Origin of the sequence: Micromonospora sp. DT229 (genome assembly GCF_049844505.1) — a bacterium.
Classification (GTDB): Bacteria; Actinomycetota; Actinomycetes; order Mycobacteriales; family Micromonosporaceae; genus Micromonospora.
Window position 1 is genome coordinate 8,874 of sequence record NZ_JBNCLD010000021.1, and the last position, 18,533, is coordinate 27,406.

Below are 18,533 nucleotides of genomic sequence, written 5' to 3' on the forward strand. Positions count from 1 at the left end.
GGGTGCTGCGGGGTGCTGCGGGGTGCTGCGGGGTGCTGCGGGGTGCTGCGGGGTGCTGCGGGGTGCTGCGGGGTGCTGCGGGGTGCTGGGATGTAGCCCGCTCGCCTGGGCTGAGGCCTCGCCTCGGCCCACGGGTGACCCGCACGCGGGTAGCCGCACAGGGGGCACCCGCCGACGTGACGCGGGGGCGCGAGCGGGGTCATGCACGCGCAGGCTGGCGGACGCGGCGGGTGGTGGTGCAGTGGGGTGGTGCGGGGCCGGGTCGGTCAGCGGCCGCGCATCTGGCGGGCGCCGCGCGGCGGGCGGAGGTTCTTGGGGATCGCGCCCTTGGGCATCTGTGGGCGGGCGGTGAGCGCCTTGAGTCGCTTGTCCAGGGAGTTGACGTCCTTGCCGCTGAGGTTGCGGGGCAGCCGCATCAGCGTCATCCGCAGCTTGCGGATGGGCAGTTCGCCTTCCTCCTGACCGATCACGTAGTCGTAGAGCGGGGCGTTGCCGATCACCTTGGCCAGTCGGCGCTTCTCCTGGCCGAGCAGGCCACGGACCCGCTGCGGGTTCCCCTCCGCCAACAGGATCACGCCGGGCCGGCCGATGACCAGGTGCACCATGTCCATCTGGGTGGTCGAGCTGACCGCGGGGGAGACCCGCCAGTCGCCGCGCATGCTCTCCATGATCTGCGCGGCGGCGCCCGGCTGGCCCTCGGCGGCGTTCATCATCGCCCGGTTGGAGCGCAGGTTGAGCACGATCAGCAGGCAGAGCAGGGCCAACAGGATGCCCAGCGGCAGCCACAGCCAGCTCCAGAGTATGACCCCGACCACGGTCAGCGCGAGCGGGATCAGCACCGCGCCGGCGGCCAGCGGCGCGAACCACTTGTCCTGCTTGGCGGTGAACTTGAACACCAACCCGATCTGCTTCAGCCGCTGACCGAACGAGACCTTCTCCTGGGGCTTTGCCATGGGTCCGAGTCTAGTGGTCGGCGACCCAGGGCCGATCCGCGCCCGGGTGCTCCACCCGGGCGGCCGGATCGGCCTGGACCTCAGGCAACCTGGGCGGCGCCTTCGCGGGCGGAGAGGGCCTGCTGGTAGAGCCGTCCAGCGCGGTACGACGAGCGCACCAGCGGCCCGCTCATCACTCCCGCGAAGCCGATCTCCTCGGCCTCGGCGCTCAGCTCGACGAACTCCTCCGGCTTGACCCAGCGCTCCACCGGGTGGTGCCGGGGGGAGGGGCGCAGGTACTGGGTGATAGTGATCAGCTCGCAGCCGGCGTCGTGCAGGTCGCGCAGTGCCTGGGAGATCTCGGCGCGCTTCTCGCCCATGCCCAGGATCAGGTTGCTCTTGGTCACCAGACCGGCGGCGCGGGCCTGTCGGATGACGTCCAGGGACCGCTCGTAGCGGAAGGCCGGCCGGATCCGCTTGAAGATCCGCGGCACCGTCTCGACGTTGTGCGCGAGCACCTCCGGTCGCGCCCCGAAGACCTCGGCGAGCTGCTCCGGTACGGCGTTGAAGTCGGGGATCAGCAGTTCGACGCCGCAGCCGGGCTGGAGGGCGTGGATCTGCCGGACGGTCTCGGCGTACAGCCAGGCGCCGCCGTCGGGCAGGTCGTCACGGGCGACGCCGGTGATGGTGGCGTACCGCAGGCCCATCGAGACCACGGACTCGGCCACCCGGCGCGGCTCGTCGGCGTCGAACTCGGCCGGCTTGCCGGTGTCGATCTGGCAGAAGTCGCAGCGGCGGGTGCACTGGTCACCACCGATGAGGAAGGTGGCCTCCCGGTCCTCCCAGCATTCGTAGATGTTGGGGCAGCCGGCCTCCTGGCACACGGTGTGCAGCCCTTCGCGCGAGACCAGCCCACGCAGTTGGGTGTACTCCGGGCCCATCTTGGCCTTGACCTTGATCCACGGGGGTTTGCGTTCGATCGGCGTCTCGGCGTTGCGAGCCTCGATGCGCAGCAGCCGTCGCCCTTCTGGGGCGGGCGTCGCGCTGCGCGTGGCCTGGCCGGTCGTCGGTGCGGTGTGCTCGATCGTCACGAAAACGAGCCTACGCCGGACGGTCGCCGTCGATGAACAGCAGGCGACCCCCGTCACCCCTCAACCCCTGTGAATCCCCCCACCCACGCAATGTTGATCAAGAGGTTTGCGTCGGCACCGGCGCGAATCCTGACGCAAACCTCTTGATCAACAGCGAAAGCGGGTCAGGCCAGGAGGGTGGGGAGGTGGGTCTCGACGACGGGGAGGACCTCGGTGATGGTGATGGGGCGGTTCAGTTCGGCGGAGAGGGAGGTGACTCCGGCGTCGCGGATGCCGCAGGGCACGATCTTGTCGAAGTGGGTCAGGTCGCAGTCGCAGTTGATCGAGAAGCCGTGCAGGGTGACGCCCTGGGCGACCCGGATGCCGATCGCGGCCACCTTGCGGGCCGGGCCCCGGTCGTCCTCCGGCACCCAGACGCCGCTGCGCCCCTCGACCCGGCCGGCGGTCAGCCCGAACTCGGCGCACACGTCGATCAGCATCTGCTCGACCCGCCGCACGTACGCGACCACGTCGATCGGGTCGGGCAGCCGCAGGATCGGGTAACCGACCAACTGCCCCGGACCGTGCCAGGTGATCTTGCCGCCCCGGTCCACGTCGACCACGGGGGTGCCGTCCATCGGGCGGTCCCACGGTTCGGTGCGCTTGCCGGCGGTGTAGACGCTCGGGTGCTCCAACAGCAGCACGGTGTCGCCGGACTCGCCGGAGACCACCGCCTCGTGCAGGCGGCGCTGCTCGTCCCAGGCTGCGGTGTAGTCGAGGACACCGGCGCGCACGGCCGTCAGGCCGGAGGTCGTCGTGGTCACGTATTCCAGCCTAGACCCGTACTCGCTGGTCACCTGCGGTGAGCCAGGTCACCTGCGGTCAGTTCTCGCGGACCCGCCAGAGCCAGACGTCCTCGACCCGCTCCGGTTCGCCGAGCAGCAAGGTCAGGGTCCGGCGCAGCGCCTCCTCGTCGACCGGCCACTTGGCGCCGTGCACCTCGTCGGGGAGCACCACGGTCTCGATGCGCCAGTGCTCCAGGTCGGCCCGGACCTCCTCGCGGGTGCCCGCGGTGACGATCGGGGGCAGGCCGGTACGGGCGGCCTGGTCGAGCAGGGCGCTGAAGGGCCGGGGCACCGGCCCGATCCGGCCCCGACCGTCCGGACCGCCGGGGCCGAGGAAGAACCCGGACGGGATGGCGAACTCGCCCTGCCGGTTGGCCAGGGCGTACGCCTGCCAGCGTTGACCGTCGGGGTAGACGTCCAGGGCCAGCGGGGCGGGGGTCAGCACCCCGCCGGGGGAGACGTACTCCCGCCAGGCCCCCGAGGTGATGAAGCGGGGGATCGGTTCCCGTTCGCTGGTCAGCAGCGGGGTCGGGAACAGCGGCAGCAACGCCGCCACGAAACCCAGGGTCCAGGCCACCGCCGTCACCCGGCGGGGTGGTCGCTGCCGCAGCTGGTCGATGGCGTACGCCAGCAGCAGGCCGATCACCGGCGTCACCACCAGTGCGAGCCGGGCGGGCAGCGCGGCGTTCACCACCGGCAGGTGCCCGAGCAGGTCGAAGGGCATCGGCAGGTCGGTACGCCGGCCGTCGACCTTGGCCACCGGCCCGAAGGAGAGCACGGTGAAGACCACCGCCAGGATGCCCAGCGCCCACAGGGTGGCCCGCCGACGCGGATCCGCCCGGCGCCACAGCAGCACGAAGCAGCAGAGGGTGAGCACCAGCAGCGGCCACCCGAAGAAGGAGTTCTCCTCGGTGGGGTTGGGCGCCAGCGAGGTACGCAGGCCGGCCTCACCGGCCAGGGAGCGGCGCGGGAAGGCCGCGTAGGCGGCGATGTCCTCGGAGTGGATCACCGGGTCGAAGCCGGTGCCGTGGAAGCGCTGCGGCCCGGCGAAGTGCAACCACAACGGGTACGCCAGCAGCAGCCCGGCGACCACCGCGGTCACCGCGAGGCCCCGCAGGAACGACGGCAGCACCGCCCGGGCCTCGGCCCGGTTGGCCGGGTGCAGCGCCCACACGGCCACGAACAGGCCGAGCGCCAGGGCGGTGAAGAACAGCCCCTCGGCGGCGATCGAGAACGCGACCGCGACGAGCAGCCCCAGGATCACCCCGTCGCGCAGCCAGTGCCCGGGACGGCGCAGCGCGAACAGCCGCCACACCAGCAGCGGCACCAGCCAGCCGGCGGTCCAGTTCAGGTGGGCGTTGGCGTGCGAGACCATGCCGGGGGAGAAGCCGATGAACAGCCCGCCGACCGCGGCGGCCAGCGGACTGCGGACCAGGTGCCGGGAGAGCAGCCAGTACCAGGCGACCGCGGTGGCGGCCAGGTTCAGGGTGAGGATCACCAGGAAGGTGGCCGGCGGCCCGATCAGGTACGTCAGCGGGGCGAAGACCACCGCGTACACCGTGATCGAGGTGTTGACCGCGAGGTTCACCCCGTCCGGGACGTTGATCAGGTACGTGTAGAGGGGGTTGTCCCCGTGGCTCACCGCGTGCCCGCCGAAGGCCAGCAGCCACTCGAACAGCGCCTGGTCGCTGGAGTTGACCGTGATCGCGCGACCGTTCGGGTCCCGCCACAGCCCACTTGTCACCCAGACGGCGAGCGCCAGCGCGACGAGTGTCACGATCAGGTCGGCGCGACGATCACGGGTGACAGGTACCGGTGAGGTGGGCGCGGACGCCACGGACGGCGAGGTGGGCACCTAGCGGACGTTACCAACCGCGTCCGGACCCGCCGGCACCTTCCGGGTGCAAGCCGGGGTACCACACCCGGACATCGACGAATGTGTGCATCCTCGCCATGTCATCGCACGGACCCAGCTGCGTAACCTCGCGGCAATGATCGGTGATCCAGATCACATTCCCCGGGAGGTCCCGTGCGCCGCATCCGTACCCCCTTCGGCCGGCTGGCCGGCGTGCTGGCCGCTCTCGTCCTGGCCGCCACCGTCCCGATGGCGGTAGCCGTCCCCGCCCAGGCGGCCTCCCTGACCCAGGTCACCGGCTTCGGCACCAACCCCGGCAACCTGGCCATGTACGCCTACCGGCCGGACAACCTGCCCGCCGGGGCCCCGGCCGTCGTCCTGCTGCACGGCTGCGCCCAGGACGCCACCGGCTACTTCACCAACTCCGGCTGGCGCAAGTACGCCGACCAGTGGAAGTTCACCGTGATCGTGCCCGAGCAGCGGTCGGCCAACAACTCCAGCGCCTGCTTCAACTGGTTCGAGATCGGCGACACCAGCCGGGGGCAGGGTGAGGTGCTGTCCATCAGGCAGATGGTCGACCACGCCCGGTCCCGCTACGGCACGGCCGCCGACCGGGTGTACGTCAGCGGGCTGTCCGGCGGCGGGGCGATGAGCGCGGCCCTGCTGGCCACCTACCCGGAGGTCTTCGCCGCCGGCTCGGTCATCGCCGGCCTGCCGTACCGCTGCGCCACCGGCATGGTCAACGCCTTCTCCTGCATGAACCCGGGCGTGGACAAGACCCCGGCGCAGTGGGGTGACCTGGTGCGCGCCGCCCACCCCGGTCACTCGGGCCCGCGCCCCCGGGTGGCGATCTGGCACGGCACCGCCGACTACACCGTGGCGCCGGCCAACGCTGTGGAGTCCCGCGACCAGTGGACCGATGTGCTCGGCGTGGCGCAGACCCCGACCAGCACCGCCCAACTGCCCGGCGGCACCAGCCTGGAGGTGTACGGCAAGGACGCGGTACGGCTGTACCGGGTCTCCGGCATGGGCCACGGCACCCCGGTCGACCCGGGTGCGGCGGTGGACCAGTGCGGCACCGCAGCCGCGTACTTCCTGGACACCATCTGTTCGGCGTACCGTGACGCGCTCTTCTTCGGCCTGGACGGCGGTGGCACGCCCCCGCCCACCCCTGGCCCGACGGTGTCGCCGAGCCCGACCGCGACCCCGAGCCCGACCGTCTCACCGAGCCCGACCGGTGCGCCGACCTGTGTCACCGCCAGCAACTACGCCCATGTGACCGCCGGCCGGGCCTACCACTCCGGTGGGTACGCCTACGCCAACGGCTCGAATCAGCGGATGGGGCTCTACAACACCTTCTACACCACCGCCCTGCGCCAGATCGCCGCCAACCACTGGACCATCGGCTGCTGAACCGGGCCGGGTTCAGTCCTCCTGCAACCCGGCCCGCAGAGCGCTGGGCAGGTCGGGGTGGCGGAAGGTGAAGTCGGCCCGGGTCAAGACGCCGGGCAGCACCCGGGTGCTGGTCAGGGCCTCCTGGGCGAAGCCACCCAGGACCACCTTCAGGGCCAGGGCGGGGATCGGGATGACGGCGGGACGGTGCACCTGCCGGGCCAGTTCCCGGGTGAACTCGGCGTTGGTGACCGGGGCCGGGCCGACCACGTTCACCGGCCCGGCCAGGTCGGCGCGGGCGAGCAGGTAGGTGGTGGCGTTCAGCCAGTCGACCATCGAGATCCACGGAATCCACTGCCGTCCGCTGCCCAGCCGTCCGGCGATGCCCAGCTTGAACGGCAGCAGCATCGGCTTGAGCAGCCCACCCTCGCGGTGCAGCGGCAACCCGGTGCGCAGCCGCACCACCCGTACCCCGGCGTCCTCGGCCGGCCGGGTCGCCGCCTCCCACACCCGGGCCACGTCGGCCAGGAAGCCCTCCCCGGCCGGGGCGTCCTCCTCGACCACCCGGTCGCCGGTGTTGCCGTACCAGCCGATCGCGGAGGCGTTCAGCAGCACCTCGGGTCGGTCCGCGGCCGGCAACCCGGCGATGGTGATTGCCAGGGTGCTCGTGGTGTCCACCCGGCTGGTCCGGATCAGCTGCTTGTACCGGTCGTTCCAGCGCCGGTCACCCACCCCGGCACCGGCCAGGTTGACCACCGCGTCGGCCTCGGCCACCAAGGCCGGGTCCAGTTGGCCCGCCGAGGGTGACCACTGCCGCTCGTCCGGGGTACGCGGTGGCCGCCGGACCAGCCGGGTCACCTGGTGCCCGTCGGCGACGAGCAGGTCGACCAGCCGGGTGCCGAGGAAGCCGGACGCGCCGGCCATGAGGATCCGCATCCTAATATCTTCGGGTACGCCGGGCAGTCCGGCCGCCCAGCCTGCTCAGTTTCTGTTCCCGACCCTGTCTGGTCGGTCACGCGGCGGAACAGCTCGCGTCCGGAGTAGGTCGACCTTCCGGCGCTCCCGGCGCCGGGTGTGGGGTCGAGCCGTCCACCGTTCGTCGGATCAGCGCCCAGCCGACGAAGCGGTCGAAGAGCTGCGCCGGCGCCGAACCGCCGTGCGGGTTGAGCGTGTGCAGTTGGTCGGCCGCGTCGTGCAGCAGCCCGCCCAGGTAGACCAGCAGCGCCACCCGGTCCTGCGCGTACTCCCGCAGCAGCGTCACCCGCGCGGACCCGCATGGCCACGGTGCGGCGCAGGCCCGGCACAGCCACAGCGGGCGCAGCGGGGTGTGCGGCTTTGCGGTCGCCACCGGCCGCCGTTGGCCCGCCAGGTCTGTGCGGGGTGAGTCGGCCGACTCGGCCGACCTGGGGGTTGGCGCGGGTCACCTCGTTCCACCAGCGGGCGGTGCGCGGCGGTGTCGGTGGCTCGGTGGGCACCGGCGCGTACCGGTCCGGGCAGTCGCGCTAGCGCAGCCCGCACGAACACCAGCGACGCAGCCCGCGCCAGGTCCGTCGGTGCCGGGGCGCGAGCGGCACCGGCTTGTCGTTTCGCCGCCGGATCGTCGCCATGTCAGCGCCGCCGCTCTGGTACGCGGGCCGCCCGCGCGTTCGTCCGGGCTGCCTGGCCGTGTGCTGCCGGCGGGTTCGTCCGGGCTGCCTGACGGCGTGCTGCGGGCGGGTTCGTCCGGGCCGCCTGGCCGCGTGCCGTCAGCTCGGCCACGGCAGGGTCGGTCAGGCTGCGGGTACGTAACACCCGGCGTCCCCAGCGGTGCAGGCGGCAGGGGTGGGGCGTCCGGTCGGCCCGGCACAGCGGACCGGCGGGCCAGGCTTCGGGGGCGTGCACGACCACCGCCTTCACGGCGAGTCGGACGTGTTCTGCGGTGACGTAGCGCGGCACCGGAATGTCCCCGAGCACCTTCTGCACCGCGTCGACGGGTTCGGTTACCGGTTGCACGTCGTACCTCCAGACAGGATGCGGCGCCGAGGCGGGCGGGGGCGGCCGGTGCGCAGCCGACCGGAGCCCGGCACCCACCCCGGGCCTGCTGTTGAAGCCCGTCTGTCGGGTGACGGGCATGGGCGGTCACCCGGCCGACCCTCGGGGGAAGCGGTCGGCCGGGCGGTCCTGCAGGACGACCAGCTCCGGTTTGCAGACCTGGGAACCAGTCATTGGGAGCTTTACACGACTTGTTGTGTAAAGCAAGGCCGGACTACTCCTTGCTTGTCCTACAAAGTTGTTCGTGGTCGAATGGCGGTGCAGACCTGGGAGTGTGTGTATGCCCGCCAAAGCGAAGTGGGCGCAGTTGGCCGATGGGATTCGGGCGCAGATCGAATCCGGCGAGCTCGCGCCGGGAGCGAAGCTGCCGTCGACCGCGCAGCTCAAACAGGAGCACAATGTCTCCGCGACCGTCGTGCGCCAGGCGATTCTCGTGCTGCAGATGCAAGGCTTGGTGGAAGGTGTGCACGGCGTCGGCGTCTTCGTGACCGAGCGTCCCCCGGCGGACTGACAGGATCGAGCTTCGCCTGGCGGACTGACGGGATCGAGCTTCCCTCAGCGGGCTGACGGGATCGAAGAGTCGAGGGCGAAGCTCCACGGCGCCACCAAGCTGCCTGCACCTTGAACAGTGCTGGCGGCCAGGTCTGCCTTCAGCTTTCTCCCGTGTCCGGGACATGTTCCGGTCGGCGCAGCCATGATCGCGCTCGATCCTGGATCGAGTGGCCTCGCAGCGACGCCGACGCCACTCGATCCAGGATCGAGCGCGATCACGCGCGTGCGATAGGTCCAGACTGGCCGTATCGCGGGGCCCTCAGCCGGTGCGAAGTGACGACGAGTTCGCCTCGGACTACCGCAAGGGCCTGCGCCACGGCTCCCGTGGATGGTGCTCTCCGCGGGCGCTGCTCGGCCGGCGGCCGTGGGTGTGGTCAGGGGCGGCGTACCGGCTGGACGCGGACCAGGTCCTCCAGTCCGGCGAAGTCGTTCGGATTGGTCGTGTAGAGCGGTAGACCGTTGGCTTGGGCCACTGAGGCGATCATCAGGTCGGCGAGCCGGCGGCGAGTGGTGCGGCCGGTGGCCAGGACCGCGCTGGTGAGCATGCCGAAGGCTCGCGCTGCCTCGGCGTCGAACGGTAGTGGATCAAAGGTGGCCTCGACGTGTTGCAGCACGCTGGTCCGCCGGGCCCGTTCGGCCTGGTCGTCGGCGTGGTGTGGGCCGGCGGACAGCTCCGCGAGCGTCACGGCGCTGATCACCATCTCTTCGGGCAGTTCGTCGGGGTCGAGGGCAGCGAGATGGATGACGATGTTGGTGTCGATCAGGCCCCGGACGGGAGAATCACCACTCACGACTGAACGGATCCTGGTCAGCCGTCGCGTCGATGTCCCGACGGAACTTCTCGACGTCGAGCACAGGAGCGGTGGCGAAGGCGGCCATCACCTCGGCGCGCGGTACGAAAGTGCGCCGCCGGAGCGGGATCAGCTTCCCGATCGGGGTGCCGTTACGCGTGATGATGAAGGATTCACCCCGTTCCACGCCGCGCATGATCGTGCCCGAGTCGTTGCGCAGCTCTCGCTGCGTGATCTCCCGATGAGCGTGCTCAGCCACGGACAGATTCTAACCCGACGTGCTACAAGGTGCTACAGATTGGTCGCGGGTCGAGATGACGGCGCTCAAGCCACGAGACCACCGCCTCCGTTACCCGACCAGCCAGCCGTCCGCTGACCCGTGGTTGACCCACCAACAGCCGCCCGGTCCCTGGTGACCTCCTGCGGCATGAGGCACTATGGCCTTCATATCTGTGCAGCTCAAGCTGAGATTGGGTACGTGAGTCATGGCGCTGTCTCGTCGCATGATCATTTCGGCCGTGGCCCTCACGGCCGTGGTCGGTTCGGGGGTGGCGTACGCCGCCTGGCCGGACAGCGAACCACCGCCGTACCAGCCGCCGAGCTCTCATGTGGTCCAGCCGGGTGCCCCGGGCCAGGTGGGTAAGACCCTCTCCGAGGAAGAGGTGGCGAAGATTTCGCCACCCAAGTTCACCGCCGCGGACACCATGTTCATTCAGGGCATGATCCCGCACCACGAGCAGGCGCTGACGATGACGGCCCTGGTGACGGACCGTACGAAGAACCCGGACATCAGGCTGCTGGCCAAGCGGATCGACGTCTCCCAGCGTGACGAGATCTCGCTGATGAAGCAGTGGCTGGAGGAGCGGAACGTGCCGACCAGCGGGCCGAACGCCGGTCACTCCGGGCACAAGCTGATGCCGGGCATGCTCACCCCCGAGCAGCTCGAAGAGCTCAAGCAGGCTCGGGACACGGAGTTCGACAGGCTGTTCCTCACCCTGATGATCCGCCACCACGAGGGGGCGGTGTCGATGGTGGAGGAGCTGTACGCCTCCGGTGGCGGGCTGGAGCCGGCCGCCGACCAGTTCGCCCGGGAGTTCGAGGCCGACCAGAGCATCGAGATCACCCGGATGCAGAAGATGCTGGCCGCGATGCGCTGACGTCTTCGCCGTGGTCCTGCTGTCCGAGCAGGACCACGGCGTACCGTCAGGTCGTTTCCGGCCAGGACCACGGCGTACCGTCGGCTCGGTTTCGGCCAGGCACGGTGAGGTGACGCAAAGGCGAGGGGCACCTCGGCTCGAATGGTTTCGAGCTGAGGTGCCCCTCTACTTCAGGAACGGATCAGAGCGAGGCGCGCAGGTCGAGGATCGCCTGCTTCAGCGCCTGGTGCTCAGCACCATTGATCTGGTTGGAGATGGCACCGAGCTGGGCCACCGCCGCGGAACGCTTGCCCTCGGCAGCGAACTTCTCAGCCCGCTCCAGGAACTTGTCCACCTGGGACGTCATCTGCTTACCCAGGGTGTTGGCACGGACCGCCTGGTCGTAGTGGGCGCGAGCAACCGCGAAGCTCGGGGTCCACTCGATCTTCGGCTGGTGCTGGGCGTTGAACTCGGGCAGCTTCACCTGCGAGGCCGCCTTGATCTCGGCCGCCGACAGGTGCTGGCTGGGCTTCAGCGCGAAGACGTCGAGACCACGAGCCATCTCGTTGCCGTACAGGTTGCCGTTGTACCAGTACACCGACCAGTAGCCACCGCTGACGATCCGGTCCGCGTTGATCGGACCGCGGTCGAAGAACGCGATCTCGGTCGGGTTGGCGGAGTCGGTGAAGTCGAACACCGAGAGACCGCCCTGGTACCAGGCCTGCACCATGATGTCACGGCCGGGAACCGGGATCAGCGAACCGTTGTGCGCAACGCAGTTCTCCGCCGTCGACTGCGGAACCGGCAGCTTGTAGTAGCTGCGGAACTCCATCTTGCCGTCGACGATGTCGAAGATGGCGTTGGCGCCCCACTCCGGCTGGTCGATGTCGCGGCAGCGAGCACCGCTACCGCCACCCCACTCGTCGGTGAAGATGACCTTGGTGCCGTCGTTGTTGAACGTCGCCGAGTGCCAGTACGCGAAGTTCGGGTCGGAGACCTCGTCGATCCGGACCGGGTTCGCCGGGTCCGAGATGTCCACCAGGATGCCGTTGCCCTGGCAGGCACCAGCAGCCAGCCCGATCTCCGGGTAGGCGGTGATGTCGTGGCAGGTGTTGGTGTTCGGCGACGGCGACCAGGTGCCACCGGACGGGTGACGCGGCGTGGTCGGGCCGTTCTGCAGGCCGTCGATCCGGCCGGTCGCCGGGTCGGTGAACAGGCGAGCCGCGTTCACCACGGCGGCCTGCTGGGGAGCGGCCAGCGGAACCTTGATGACCTCGATGCGCCAGCGCGACGGGTTGTCACCGTCGGCCGGGTTGTTGTTGCAGCCCTCCATGGTGTTGGCCGGCCGCACCCCGGCGGTACCCGAGTTGTAGATGTAGACGTTGTTCTTGTCCTTGGGGTCCGTCACCACGGTGTGGGTGTGCGAACCGCGGCAGAGCTGCACCGCGGCGACCTGCACCGGGTTGCGCACGTCGCTGATGTCGAAGATCCGAACGCCCTGGAAACGGGTGCCGACGCTGCTGTTGGTGCCACAGTCGACGCGCCCGCGGGTCTCCTCGACCGACATGAAGACCAGGTTGCCGAAGACCGAGGGGTCACCCTGGCCACCCGGGCAGACCACGCTGGTGACCAGCGTCGGGTCGGCCGGCTTCGAGATGTCGACGATGTTGAAACCGTTGTAGTTGCCCAGGACGGCGTACTTGTCGCCGAAACCGAGGTCCGAGGCGATGAAGGAGCCGGCGCCCGGGTTGTTGGGGTCGACGAAGCCAGCCGGCTTGGGACGGTTGGCCAGGTGCTCCAGGTTGCTGATCGCCGTTTCGGCGTCGAGCCAACCGGCCCCGAGCCCGACTCGCGGATCGGGCTCCGCAGCCGACGCGGTGCCCGGCAGGGCACCGGCAAGGAGCAGCCCGGCGGCGATCACGCCGAGGGCTTGCCGGCCCCGGCGGGGCCGAGAGGGGGATCGAAGTGTCATTGCCTGCCTTTCGGTGGAACGACCGACGCGGGGGGTTCCATAAGGAAGGACGCGTCGTGTGCGTAGGACCGTACCGATCACAGCTCCCGTGCCGTCTCCGCCGAACGGGTGAAGAAAACGCCAGGTGGGAGCGCAAGCAGACGGCTTTCGTCAGGTACCGGAAACAGTCCGGGGAATCCCCGTGGATCATCCGCCATTCGTCGAATGCTCACCGGGGCGCAAGTCGGTGTCTTCCGGACGGTCCCGGGTCGAGGATCCGGTGTCTTCCGGACGGTTGCCGGGTCGCGACCCGGTATATCGCGGCGGGCTTTCGGGTCGGGAGAGGGTGTCTCCCGGGCGGTTGTCGGGTCGCGGCCTGGTGCCCTCCGGAGGGCACCAGGCCGGGTGGCAATCGATGCTTTCGAACAGTCGTTTGTGGAGCAAGAGGGATCACAGTGTCGCGTCGGGTGGGTTGTCGTGCCAGCGGGCCCGGTAGGCGGCCTCATGGGCTTCGTGTGCGGTCCGCTCCTCGTAGACCACCGCGCGAAGCGCCTGCCGGCCCTCCGCCATCAACACCACCTCGGCGATGATCAGGCCGAGGCAGATCGCGGTGAGCAGACCCATGGTGACCAGCCCAGGCAGCCGCATGGCCACCGGGATGCTGGCCGCCAGCACCGCCAAGGTGCCGAGTCGCAGCCAGGACAGCGTGCGCAGGGTACGCAGCTGGAACAGCATGTTGCCGGCCAGATAGCAGATCACTCCGCCGTACAGCAGGGGCACGTCCGGGCCCTGTGCGGGCTCGCTGAAGGGCACCCCCGGTTCGGCGATGTCGTGCACGATGCCCTCGGCACCGAGGGCGAACAGGATGATCCCGGCGATCATCGGCAGGTACAGGTACGCGTACGCGTCGCGGGCCATCAGCACCCGGGGACGGCCCAGGGTGGCGTGCAGGGCGATCCGGGCGGCCGGGCCGATCACGTCGTAGTGCAGCCACCACAGGGCGGCGGTGAAGACGATCCCCAGGATGGCCGCCGTGATCCCCGGCCAGGTGGGCGGTTGGCCGATCAGGTTGCTGCCCAACCCGACGGAGATCACCGACTCACCCAGGGCGATGATCAGGATCAGGTCGTACCGTTCGGTCCAGTGCTCCGCGGAGGTGACCTCCCAGCCCCAACTGCTGGCCAGCAGGCCGGTGCCGTACTGGAGCAGGATGACGGTGACCCACAGCCCGTCGCGGATCACCTCGGCCAGACCCGAGTCGGTGAGCTGGCCGGGCAGCAGCGCCGCCACGAGCAGCAGAGCGGTGCTCAGGCCCAGTTCGGGGGCGTACCGGATGAGCTGCCGACGTTCCGCCGGGTTGTCCCGGAGGATGTGCACGAACAGGACCAGGTGCACGGCGCGGATGACCACGTAACTGACCGCCACGACGACCGGCCCGGCCTGGGTGCCACGCGCGTCCTGGAAGGCCTGCGGCAGGGCCAGGGCGAACGAGAACAGCGCGGCCATGCCGGCCACCATCAGCACCGGCACGAAGCCTTCGCCGATCCGTACCCGGGTGGCCACCACGGTGTGCACCACCCAGCACCACCAGAGCACCGCCAGCACGAGCAGGGCGTGGAACAGGCTGCGTCCGGTGATCTCGGTGGCCGTGGTCCGGGCGATGTTGAAGAACGAGAAGACGAAGACCAGGTCGAAGAAGATCTCGAACTTGTCGACCCGGGCCCCCGGCGCAATCCCGACGGCCGATCCCAGCCGCCCTCGCCGCCCCCTGTCACTCACCGCCCGAGTTTCCCAAGCTCACCCCCTACCCGCGCCAAAATCCACCCCCACCCAGCCCGTCCTCCCCACCCCACCCCACCCCTGCCCACCCCACCCCGCACCTCCGCCACCGAGCCCGCCACCGATTCTCTCGTCGATCATGCAGTTTTGGTCGCCGCAAAAGGGGCGTATACGGGCCATTCGGCGACCAAAACTGCATGATCGACGGGGCGGGTGGGGGGGGGGGGGGGGGGGGGGCGGGGGGGGGGGGGGGGGGGGGGGGGGGGGGGGGGCGGGGGGGGGGGGTGGGGGGGGGGGGGGGGGGGGGGGGGGGCGCCCCGGGTGACGGGGGGCGCCCTTCGTGGTGTTCGGGTGGGTGAGATCAGAGACCCAGTTCGGCCTCGAAGTTGCCGGCCTCGAGCCGCTCCTTGACCGCGGTCAGGAAGCGGGCCGCGTCCGCACCGTCGATGATGCGGTGGTCGTACGACATGGCCAGGTAGACCATCGAGCGGACCGCGATGACCTCGCCCAGTTCGGGGTCGTTGACCACGACCGGACGCTTGACCACGGCACCCGTGCCGAGCATCGCCGACTGCGGCGACGGCACGATCGGGGTGTCGAACAGTGCGCCCCGGCTGCCGGTGTTGGTCAGCGTGAAGGTCGCACCGGCGATCTCGTCCGGGCTGATCTTGTTGGTCCGGGTGCGCTCGGCCAGGTCGGCGACGCGCTTGGCGATGCCGCCCAGGTTCAGGTCACCGGCGTTGTGGATGACCGGCACCAGCAGGCCCCGCTCGGTGTCCACCGCGATGCCGAGGTTCTCGGTGTCCGGGTAGGTGATCGTGCCGGCGTCGAGGTCCATCTGGGCCTGCACGATCGGGTACGTCTGGAGGGCCTCGATGGCCGCCAGGGCGAAGAACGGCAGGAAGGACAGCTTGACCCCGTGCCGCTGGAGGAAGGAGTCCTTGGCCCGGGCCCGCAGCTTGGCGACCTTGGTGACGTCCACCTCGACGACCGTGGTCAGCTGCGCGGTCTCCTGGAGCGACTGGTGCATCCGCTTGGCGATGGCGGCCCGGATCCGGGGCAGCTTCTCGGTGGTGCCCCGCTTGGCGCTCGGCTGCGGCTTGGCGGCCGGCTGGGCCTGAGCGGCCGGGGCCGGGGCCGGGGCCGGCTGGGCTGCGGCCGGAGCAGGTGCGGCCTTGGCGGCGCGAGCCTTCTCCGCCGCGTCCAGCACGTCCTGCTTGCGGATCCGGCCACCGACACCGGTGCCGTTGACCGAGGCCAGGTCGACCCCGTGCTCGCCGGCCAGCTTGCGCACCAGCGGGGTCACGTAGCCGGCCGCCTCGCCGTTGGCGCTGGGCGCCGGGGCGGGCTTGGCGGTCGGGGCCGGGGGAGTGGCGGCCTGCTCGGCCTTGGCCGGCTCCGCCGAGGTCTCGGCCTCCGCGGCCGGCTCGTTGTACGACATGCCGGGCGTCGGCTCGGACACCTTCGGCTCCGGCTTCGGCTCGGGCTTGGCTTCCGCCTGCGGCTTCGGCTCGGGCTTGGCCTCGGCCTCGGCCGGGGCGGCACCGGCGGCACCGACCACGGCCAGGGTGGCGCCGACCTCGGCGGTCTCGTCCTCGGCGACCTTGATCTCCAGGACGGTACCGGCCACCGGCGAGGGGATCTCGGTGTCGACCTTGTCGGTGGAGACCTCCAGCAGCGGCTCGTCCACCTCGACGGTCTCGCCGACCTGCTTGAGCCAGCGGGTGACCGTACCCTCGGTGACGCTCTCGCCCAGCGCGGGCATCTGCACCGGGGTGCCCTCGCCCGACCCGGCGGCGGCCGGGGCCGGCTGCTCGGCCGGCTCCTCGACGGCCGACTGCTCCGCCTCGGCCTGCGGCTCCGCGGCGGCCTCGGCGGCCTGCTCGGCGGGCGGTGACTCCTGGTGCTCGGCGGGGGCCTGCCGCTCGGAGGGGCCGCCGGTCGACTCGCCCTCGCCGGAGATCACCGCCAGCTCGCTGCCGACCTCCGCCGTCTCGTCCTCGCCCACCACGATGCGGGTCAGCACACCGGCCGCCGGGGACGGGATCTCGGTGTCGACCTTGTCCGTGGACACCTCGAGCAGCGGCTCGTCGACCTCGACGGTGTCACCCTCCTGCTTGAGCCAGCGCGTGACGGTGCCCTCGGTGACGCTCTCGCCGAGCCGGGGCATGGTGACCGATACCGGCATGTTCTCCAGACTCCTTCATTTCCCTGGTGGGGGGATCATCGCCCGTCGCCGGACGCCGCGGATACGTCGTGGGTCAGGCGTGTGCGTGCAGCGGCTTGCCGGCGAGGGCCAGGTGCGCCTCGCCCAGAGCCTCATTCTGCGTCGGGTGGGCGTGCACCAGCTGCGCGACCTCGCCCGGGTACGCCTCCCAGTTGTAGATCAGCTGGGCCTCGCCGACCAGCTCGCCGACCCGGGCGCCGACCATGTGCACGCCGACCACGGGACCGTCGGCGACTCGGACCAGCTTGACGAAGCCGGTCGTCTTGAGGATCTGGCTCTTGCCGTTGCCGCCGAGGTTGTAGTTGTAGGTCTTGATGTTGTCGGCGCCGTACTGCTCCTTGGCCTTCGCCTCGGTCAGGCCGACCGAGGCCAGCTCCGGGTCGCAGTAGGTGACGCGCGGGATGCCCGCCTCGTCGATCACCGCCGGGTTCTGTCCGGCGATCTGCTCGGCGACGAAGATGCCCTGCTGGAAGCCCCGGTGCGCGAGCTGGAGGCCGGGCACGATGTCGCCGACGGCGTAGACGTTCGGCACGCTGGTGCGCAGCCGCTCGTCGGTCAGCACGTAGCCGCGGTCCATCTTGACGCCCTGCTCCTCGTAGCCGAGGTTGGCGGTGTTCGGGCCCCGACCGACGGCGACCAGCAGCAGTTCGGCCTCGACGGTCTCGCCGCCGGCGATGGTCACCTTGACGCCGTTGTCGGTCTTCTCGACCTTCTCGAACGGCTTGCCGACCTTGAAGTTGATCTTCCGCTTGCGGAAGGCCCGCTCCAGCGCCTTCGAGGACTCCTCGTCCTCGGCGGCGACCAGGCGGGGCAGCGCCTCGATGATGGTCACGTCCACCCCGAAGGACTTCCACACGCTGGCGAACTCCACGCCGATCACGCCGCCGCCCAGCACGATCGCGGAGCTGGGTACCCGGTCCAGGACCAGGGCGTGGTCACTGGTGATCACCCGCTCGCCGTCGACCTCCAGGCCCGGCAGGCTCTTGGCGTACGACCCGGAGGCCAGCACGATGTTGCGACCGGTGTACCGCTTGCCGTCGACCTCGACCGCGTTCGGCGCGACCAGCTTGCCGGCGCCCGCGACGAAGGTGATGGCCTTGTTGCCGGTGACCAGACCCTGCAGGCCCTTGTAGAGCCGGGAGACCACCCCGTCCTTGTACGAGTTGACCGCCGCCATGTCGATGCCCACCAGCTCGGCCTTGACACCGAACTGCTCGGACTCACGGGTCTGGTCGGCGATCTCGGCGGCGTGCAGCAGCGCCTTGGTGGGGATGCAGCCGTTGTGCAGGCAGGTGCCGCCGAGCTTGCCCTTCTCCACCAGTGCCACCGACAGCCCCAGTTGGGCGGCGCGCAGCGCGGTCGCGTAGCCGCCGCTACCACCTCCGAGGATGACGATGTCGAAGGTTGCGTCGTTCGGCTCGCTCACGTTCAACTCCCAGGTCGCTTCGCTGCATCGGGGGTCACGGCGGGGTAACAGGGATACACCCCACCTCGGCCATCTTGTCACCACCGGGTCGAGAGCGCGTACCGAGGTGCCCAATGACACGTTGGTGCCACGTACCCTTGGCACTGCCTTCGATGACGCGGACAGGTGGGGAGACGGCTCAGTGGGACTGTTCCGGCGACGCAAGCGGGCACGAGCGGCCGAACCTGACCGTACGGCCAATCGCGCCGATCTGGAGCATCTTGAGAATTTCGTCCGCACCCGTAAAGGGGTGGAGGCGTTCATCGAGCCGCGTACCACGGTCACCGAGACCACTGTCATCCTGATCGCCGACGACGGCGAGTGGACCCGGCGGCGCATCAACGGGCCGGACGGGGCGCGGCGCTTCGCCTACCGGCTGAGCATCCCGGTCTACGACGTGGCGCTGATGGGCTACCCGCAGCGCATGCGGGACTACAACGAGCGCCGCAAACGCCGCCCGGAGCTGTACTGACCGACATGTGACAGGGCCCCCTGCTCGACGCATCG

General features: G+C 70.3%; 17 protein-coding genes. 4 read left to right on the top strand and 13 right to left on the bottom strand.

Annotated elements, in window-relative coordinates:
• Positions 1 to 266 precede the first annotated feature (266 nt).
• The 4 genes from ACLQ2T_RS25110 to ACLQ2T_RS25125 form a co-directional block, all read right to left on the bottom strand.
• Entirely contained in the window at positions 267 to 953 is a 687-nt protein-coding gene (locus ACLQ2T_RS25110) for a DUF4191 domain-containing protein (RefSeq protein ID WP_425768821.1), read from the bottom strand.
• Positions 954 to 1,033: 80 nt separating this feature from the next.
• Positions 1,034 to 2,080 (bottom strand): lipoyl synthase, encoded by a 1,047-nt coding sequence (lipA, locus tag ACLQ2T_RS25115; RefSeq protein ID WP_425768822.1) that lies wholly within the window; start codon positions 2,078 to 2,080, stop codon positions 1,034 to 1,036.
• Positions 2,081 to 2,187: 107 nt separating this feature from the next.
• Positions 2,188 to 2,826, bottom strand: a complete 639-nt coding sequence (lipB, locus tag ACLQ2T_RS25120; RefSeq protein WP_425768823.1) for a lipoyl(octanoyl) transferase LipB — start codon at positions 2,824 to 2,826, stop codon at positions 2,188 to 2,190.
• Between the two features lie 58 nt (positions 2,827 to 2,884).
• On the bottom strand, positions 2,885 to 4,702 hold the full coding sequence (locus tag ACLQ2T_RS25125) for a DUF2079 domain-containing protein (protein WP_425768824.1): 1,818 nt from the start codon (positions 4,700 to 4,702) through the stop codon (positions 2,885 to 2,887).
• A 174-nt stretch (positions 4,703 to 4,876) separates the two neighbouring features.
• Between ACLQ2T_RS25125 and ACLQ2T_RS25130 the strand changes: the two genes are divergently transcribed.
• The gene (locus ACLQ2T_RS25130; RefSeq protein WP_425768825.1) at positions 4,877 to 6,115 is read left to right on the top strand and encodes an extracellular catalytic domain type 1 short-chain-length polyhydroxyalkanoate depolymerase; all 1,239 of its coding nucleotides are present in this window, start codon (positions 4,877 to 4,879) and stop codon (positions 6,113 to 6,115) included.
• Between the two features lie 12 nt (positions 6,116 to 6,127).
• Here ACLQ2T_RS25130 and ACLQ2T_RS25135 read toward each other — a convergent pair whose 3' ends face one another.
• The 3 genes from ACLQ2T_RS25135 to ACLQ2T_RS25145 all read right to left on the bottom strand — a co-directional run bounded on the left by ACLQ2T_RS25135 (position 6,128) and on the right by ACLQ2T_RS25145 (position 8,086).
• On the bottom strand, positions 6,128 to 7,030 hold the full coding sequence (locus tag ACLQ2T_RS25135; RefSeq protein WP_425768826.1) for a TIGR01777 family oxidoreductase: 903 nt from the start codon (positions 7,028 to 7,030) through the stop codon (positions 6,128 to 6,130).
• 76 nt (positions 7,031 to 7,106) lie between these two features.
• Positions 7,107 to 7,463, bottom strand: coding sequence for a hypothetical protein (locus ACLQ2T_RS25140; RefSeq protein WP_425768882.1), 357 nt, complete (start codon positions 7,461 to 7,463; stop codon positions 7,107 to 7,109).
• A 239-nt stretch (positions 7,464 to 7,702) separates the two neighbouring features.
• Positions 7,703 to 8,086, bottom strand: a complete 384-nt coding sequence (locus tag ACLQ2T_RS25145) for a hypothetical protein (RefSeq protein WP_425768827.1) — start codon at positions 8,084 to 8,086, stop codon at positions 7,703 to 7,705.
• Positions 8,087 to 8,405: 319 nt separating this feature from the next.
• Between ACLQ2T_RS25145 and ACLQ2T_RS25150 the strand changes: the two genes are divergently transcribed.
• Positions 8,406 to 8,636, top strand: a complete 231-nt coding sequence (locus tag ACLQ2T_RS25150; RefSeq protein WP_327024732.1) for a winged helix-turn-helix domain-containing protein — start codon at positions 8,406 to 8,408, stop codon at positions 8,634 to 8,636.
• 415 nt (positions 8,637 to 9,051) lie between these two features.
• Here the strand turns inward: ACLQ2T_RS25150 and ACLQ2T_RS25155 are convergent, their stop codons facing one another.
• Positions 9,052 to 9,468 (bottom strand): type II toxin-antitoxin system VapC family toxin, encoded by a 417-nt coding sequence (locus tag ACLQ2T_RS25155; RefSeq protein WP_327024733.1) that lies wholly within the window; start codon positions 9,466 to 9,468, stop codon positions 9,052 to 9,054.
• Positions 9,458 to 9,727, bottom strand: coding sequence for a type II toxin-antitoxin system Phd/YefM family antitoxin (locus tag ACLQ2T_RS25160; RefSeq protein ID WP_327024734.1), 270 nt, complete (start codon positions 9,725 to 9,727; stop codon positions 9,458 to 9,460). Before ACLQ2T_RS25160 ends, ACLQ2T_RS25155 begins: the two co-directional genes overlap by 11 nt.
• Positions 9,728 to 9,986: 259 nt before the next feature.
• Here ACLQ2T_RS25160 and ACLQ2T_RS25165 point away from each other — a divergent pair, with 259 nt between their 5' ends.
• Positions 9,987 to 10,625 (top strand): DUF305 domain-containing protein, encoded by a 639-nt coding sequence (locus ACLQ2T_RS25165; protein ID WP_425768828.1) that lies wholly within the window; start codon positions 9,987 to 9,989, stop codon positions 10,623 to 10,625.
• Between the two features lie 181 nt (positions 10,626 to 10,806).
• On the opposite strand, the gene ACLQ2T_RS25170 is transcribed toward ACLQ2T_RS25165, so the two are convergent.
• The 4 genes from ACLQ2T_RS25170 to lpdA all read right to left on the bottom strand — a co-directional run bounded on the left by ACLQ2T_RS25170 (position 10,807) and on the right by lpdA (position 17,987).
• Entirely contained in the window at positions 10,807 to 12,576 is a 1,770-nt protein-coding gene (locus ACLQ2T_RS25170) for an LVIVD repeat-containing protein (RefSeq protein ID WP_425768829.1), read from the bottom strand.
• Positions 12,577 to 13,005: 429 nt separating this feature from the next.
• Complete coding sequence (locus tag ACLQ2T_RS25175) at positions 13,006 to 14,334, bottom strand: low temperature requirement protein A (RefSeq protein ID WP_425768830.1); 1,329 nt, start codon at positions 14,332 to 14,334, stop codon at positions 13,006 to 13,008.
• A gap of 361 nt (positions 14,335 to 14,695) precedes the next feature.
• The gene (sucB, locus tag ACLQ2T_RS25180) at positions 14,696 to 16,522 is read right to left on the bottom strand and encodes a 2-oxoglutarate dehydrogenase, E2 component, dihydrolipoamide succinyltransferase (RefSeq protein WP_425768831.1); all 1,827 of its coding nucleotides are present in this window, start codon (positions 16,520 to 16,522) and stop codon (positions 14,696 to 14,698) included.
• Between the two features lie 73 nt (positions 16,523 to 16,595).
• Positions 16,596 to 17,987 (bottom strand): dihydrolipoyl dehydrogenase, encoded by a 1,392-nt coding sequence (gene lpdA, locus ACLQ2T_RS25185; protein ID WP_425768832.1) that lies wholly within the window; start codon positions 17,985 to 17,987, stop codon positions 16,596 to 16,598.
• Between the two features lie 181 nt (positions 17,988 to 18,168).
• Between lpdA and ACLQ2T_RS25190 the strand changes: the two genes are divergently transcribed.
• Positions 18,169 to 18,498, top strand: coding sequence for a hypothetical protein (locus tag ACLQ2T_RS25190; protein WP_425768833.1), 330 nt, complete (start codon positions 18,169 to 18,171; stop codon positions 18,496 to 18,498).
• Positions 18,499 to 18,533: the final 35 nt, after the last annotated feature.

Bases quoted from the DNA above. Each gene is read 5' to 3' on its own strand.
- ACLQ2T_RS25135 (WP_425768826.1), bottom strand. From the start codon at position 7,030: ATGCGGATCCTCATGGCCGGCGCGTCCGGCTTCCTCGGCACCCGGCTG.
- ACLQ2T_RS25150 (WP_327024732.1), top strand. From the start codon at position 8,406: ATGCCCGCCAAAGCGAAGTGGGCGCAGTTGGCCGATGGGATTCGGGCG.
- sucB (WP_425768831.1), bottom strand. From the start codon at position 16,522: ATGCCGGTATCGGTCACCATGCCCCGGCTCGGCGAGAGCGTCACCGAG.
- ACLQ2T_RS25110 (WP_425768821.1), bottom strand. From the start codon at position 953: ATGGCAAAGCCCCAGGAGAAGGTCTCGTTCGGTCAGCGGCTGAAGCAG.
- ACLQ2T_RS25170 (WP_425768829.1), bottom strand. From the start codon at position 12,576: ATGACACTTCGATCCCCCTCTCGGCCCCGCCGGGGCCGGCAAGCCCTC.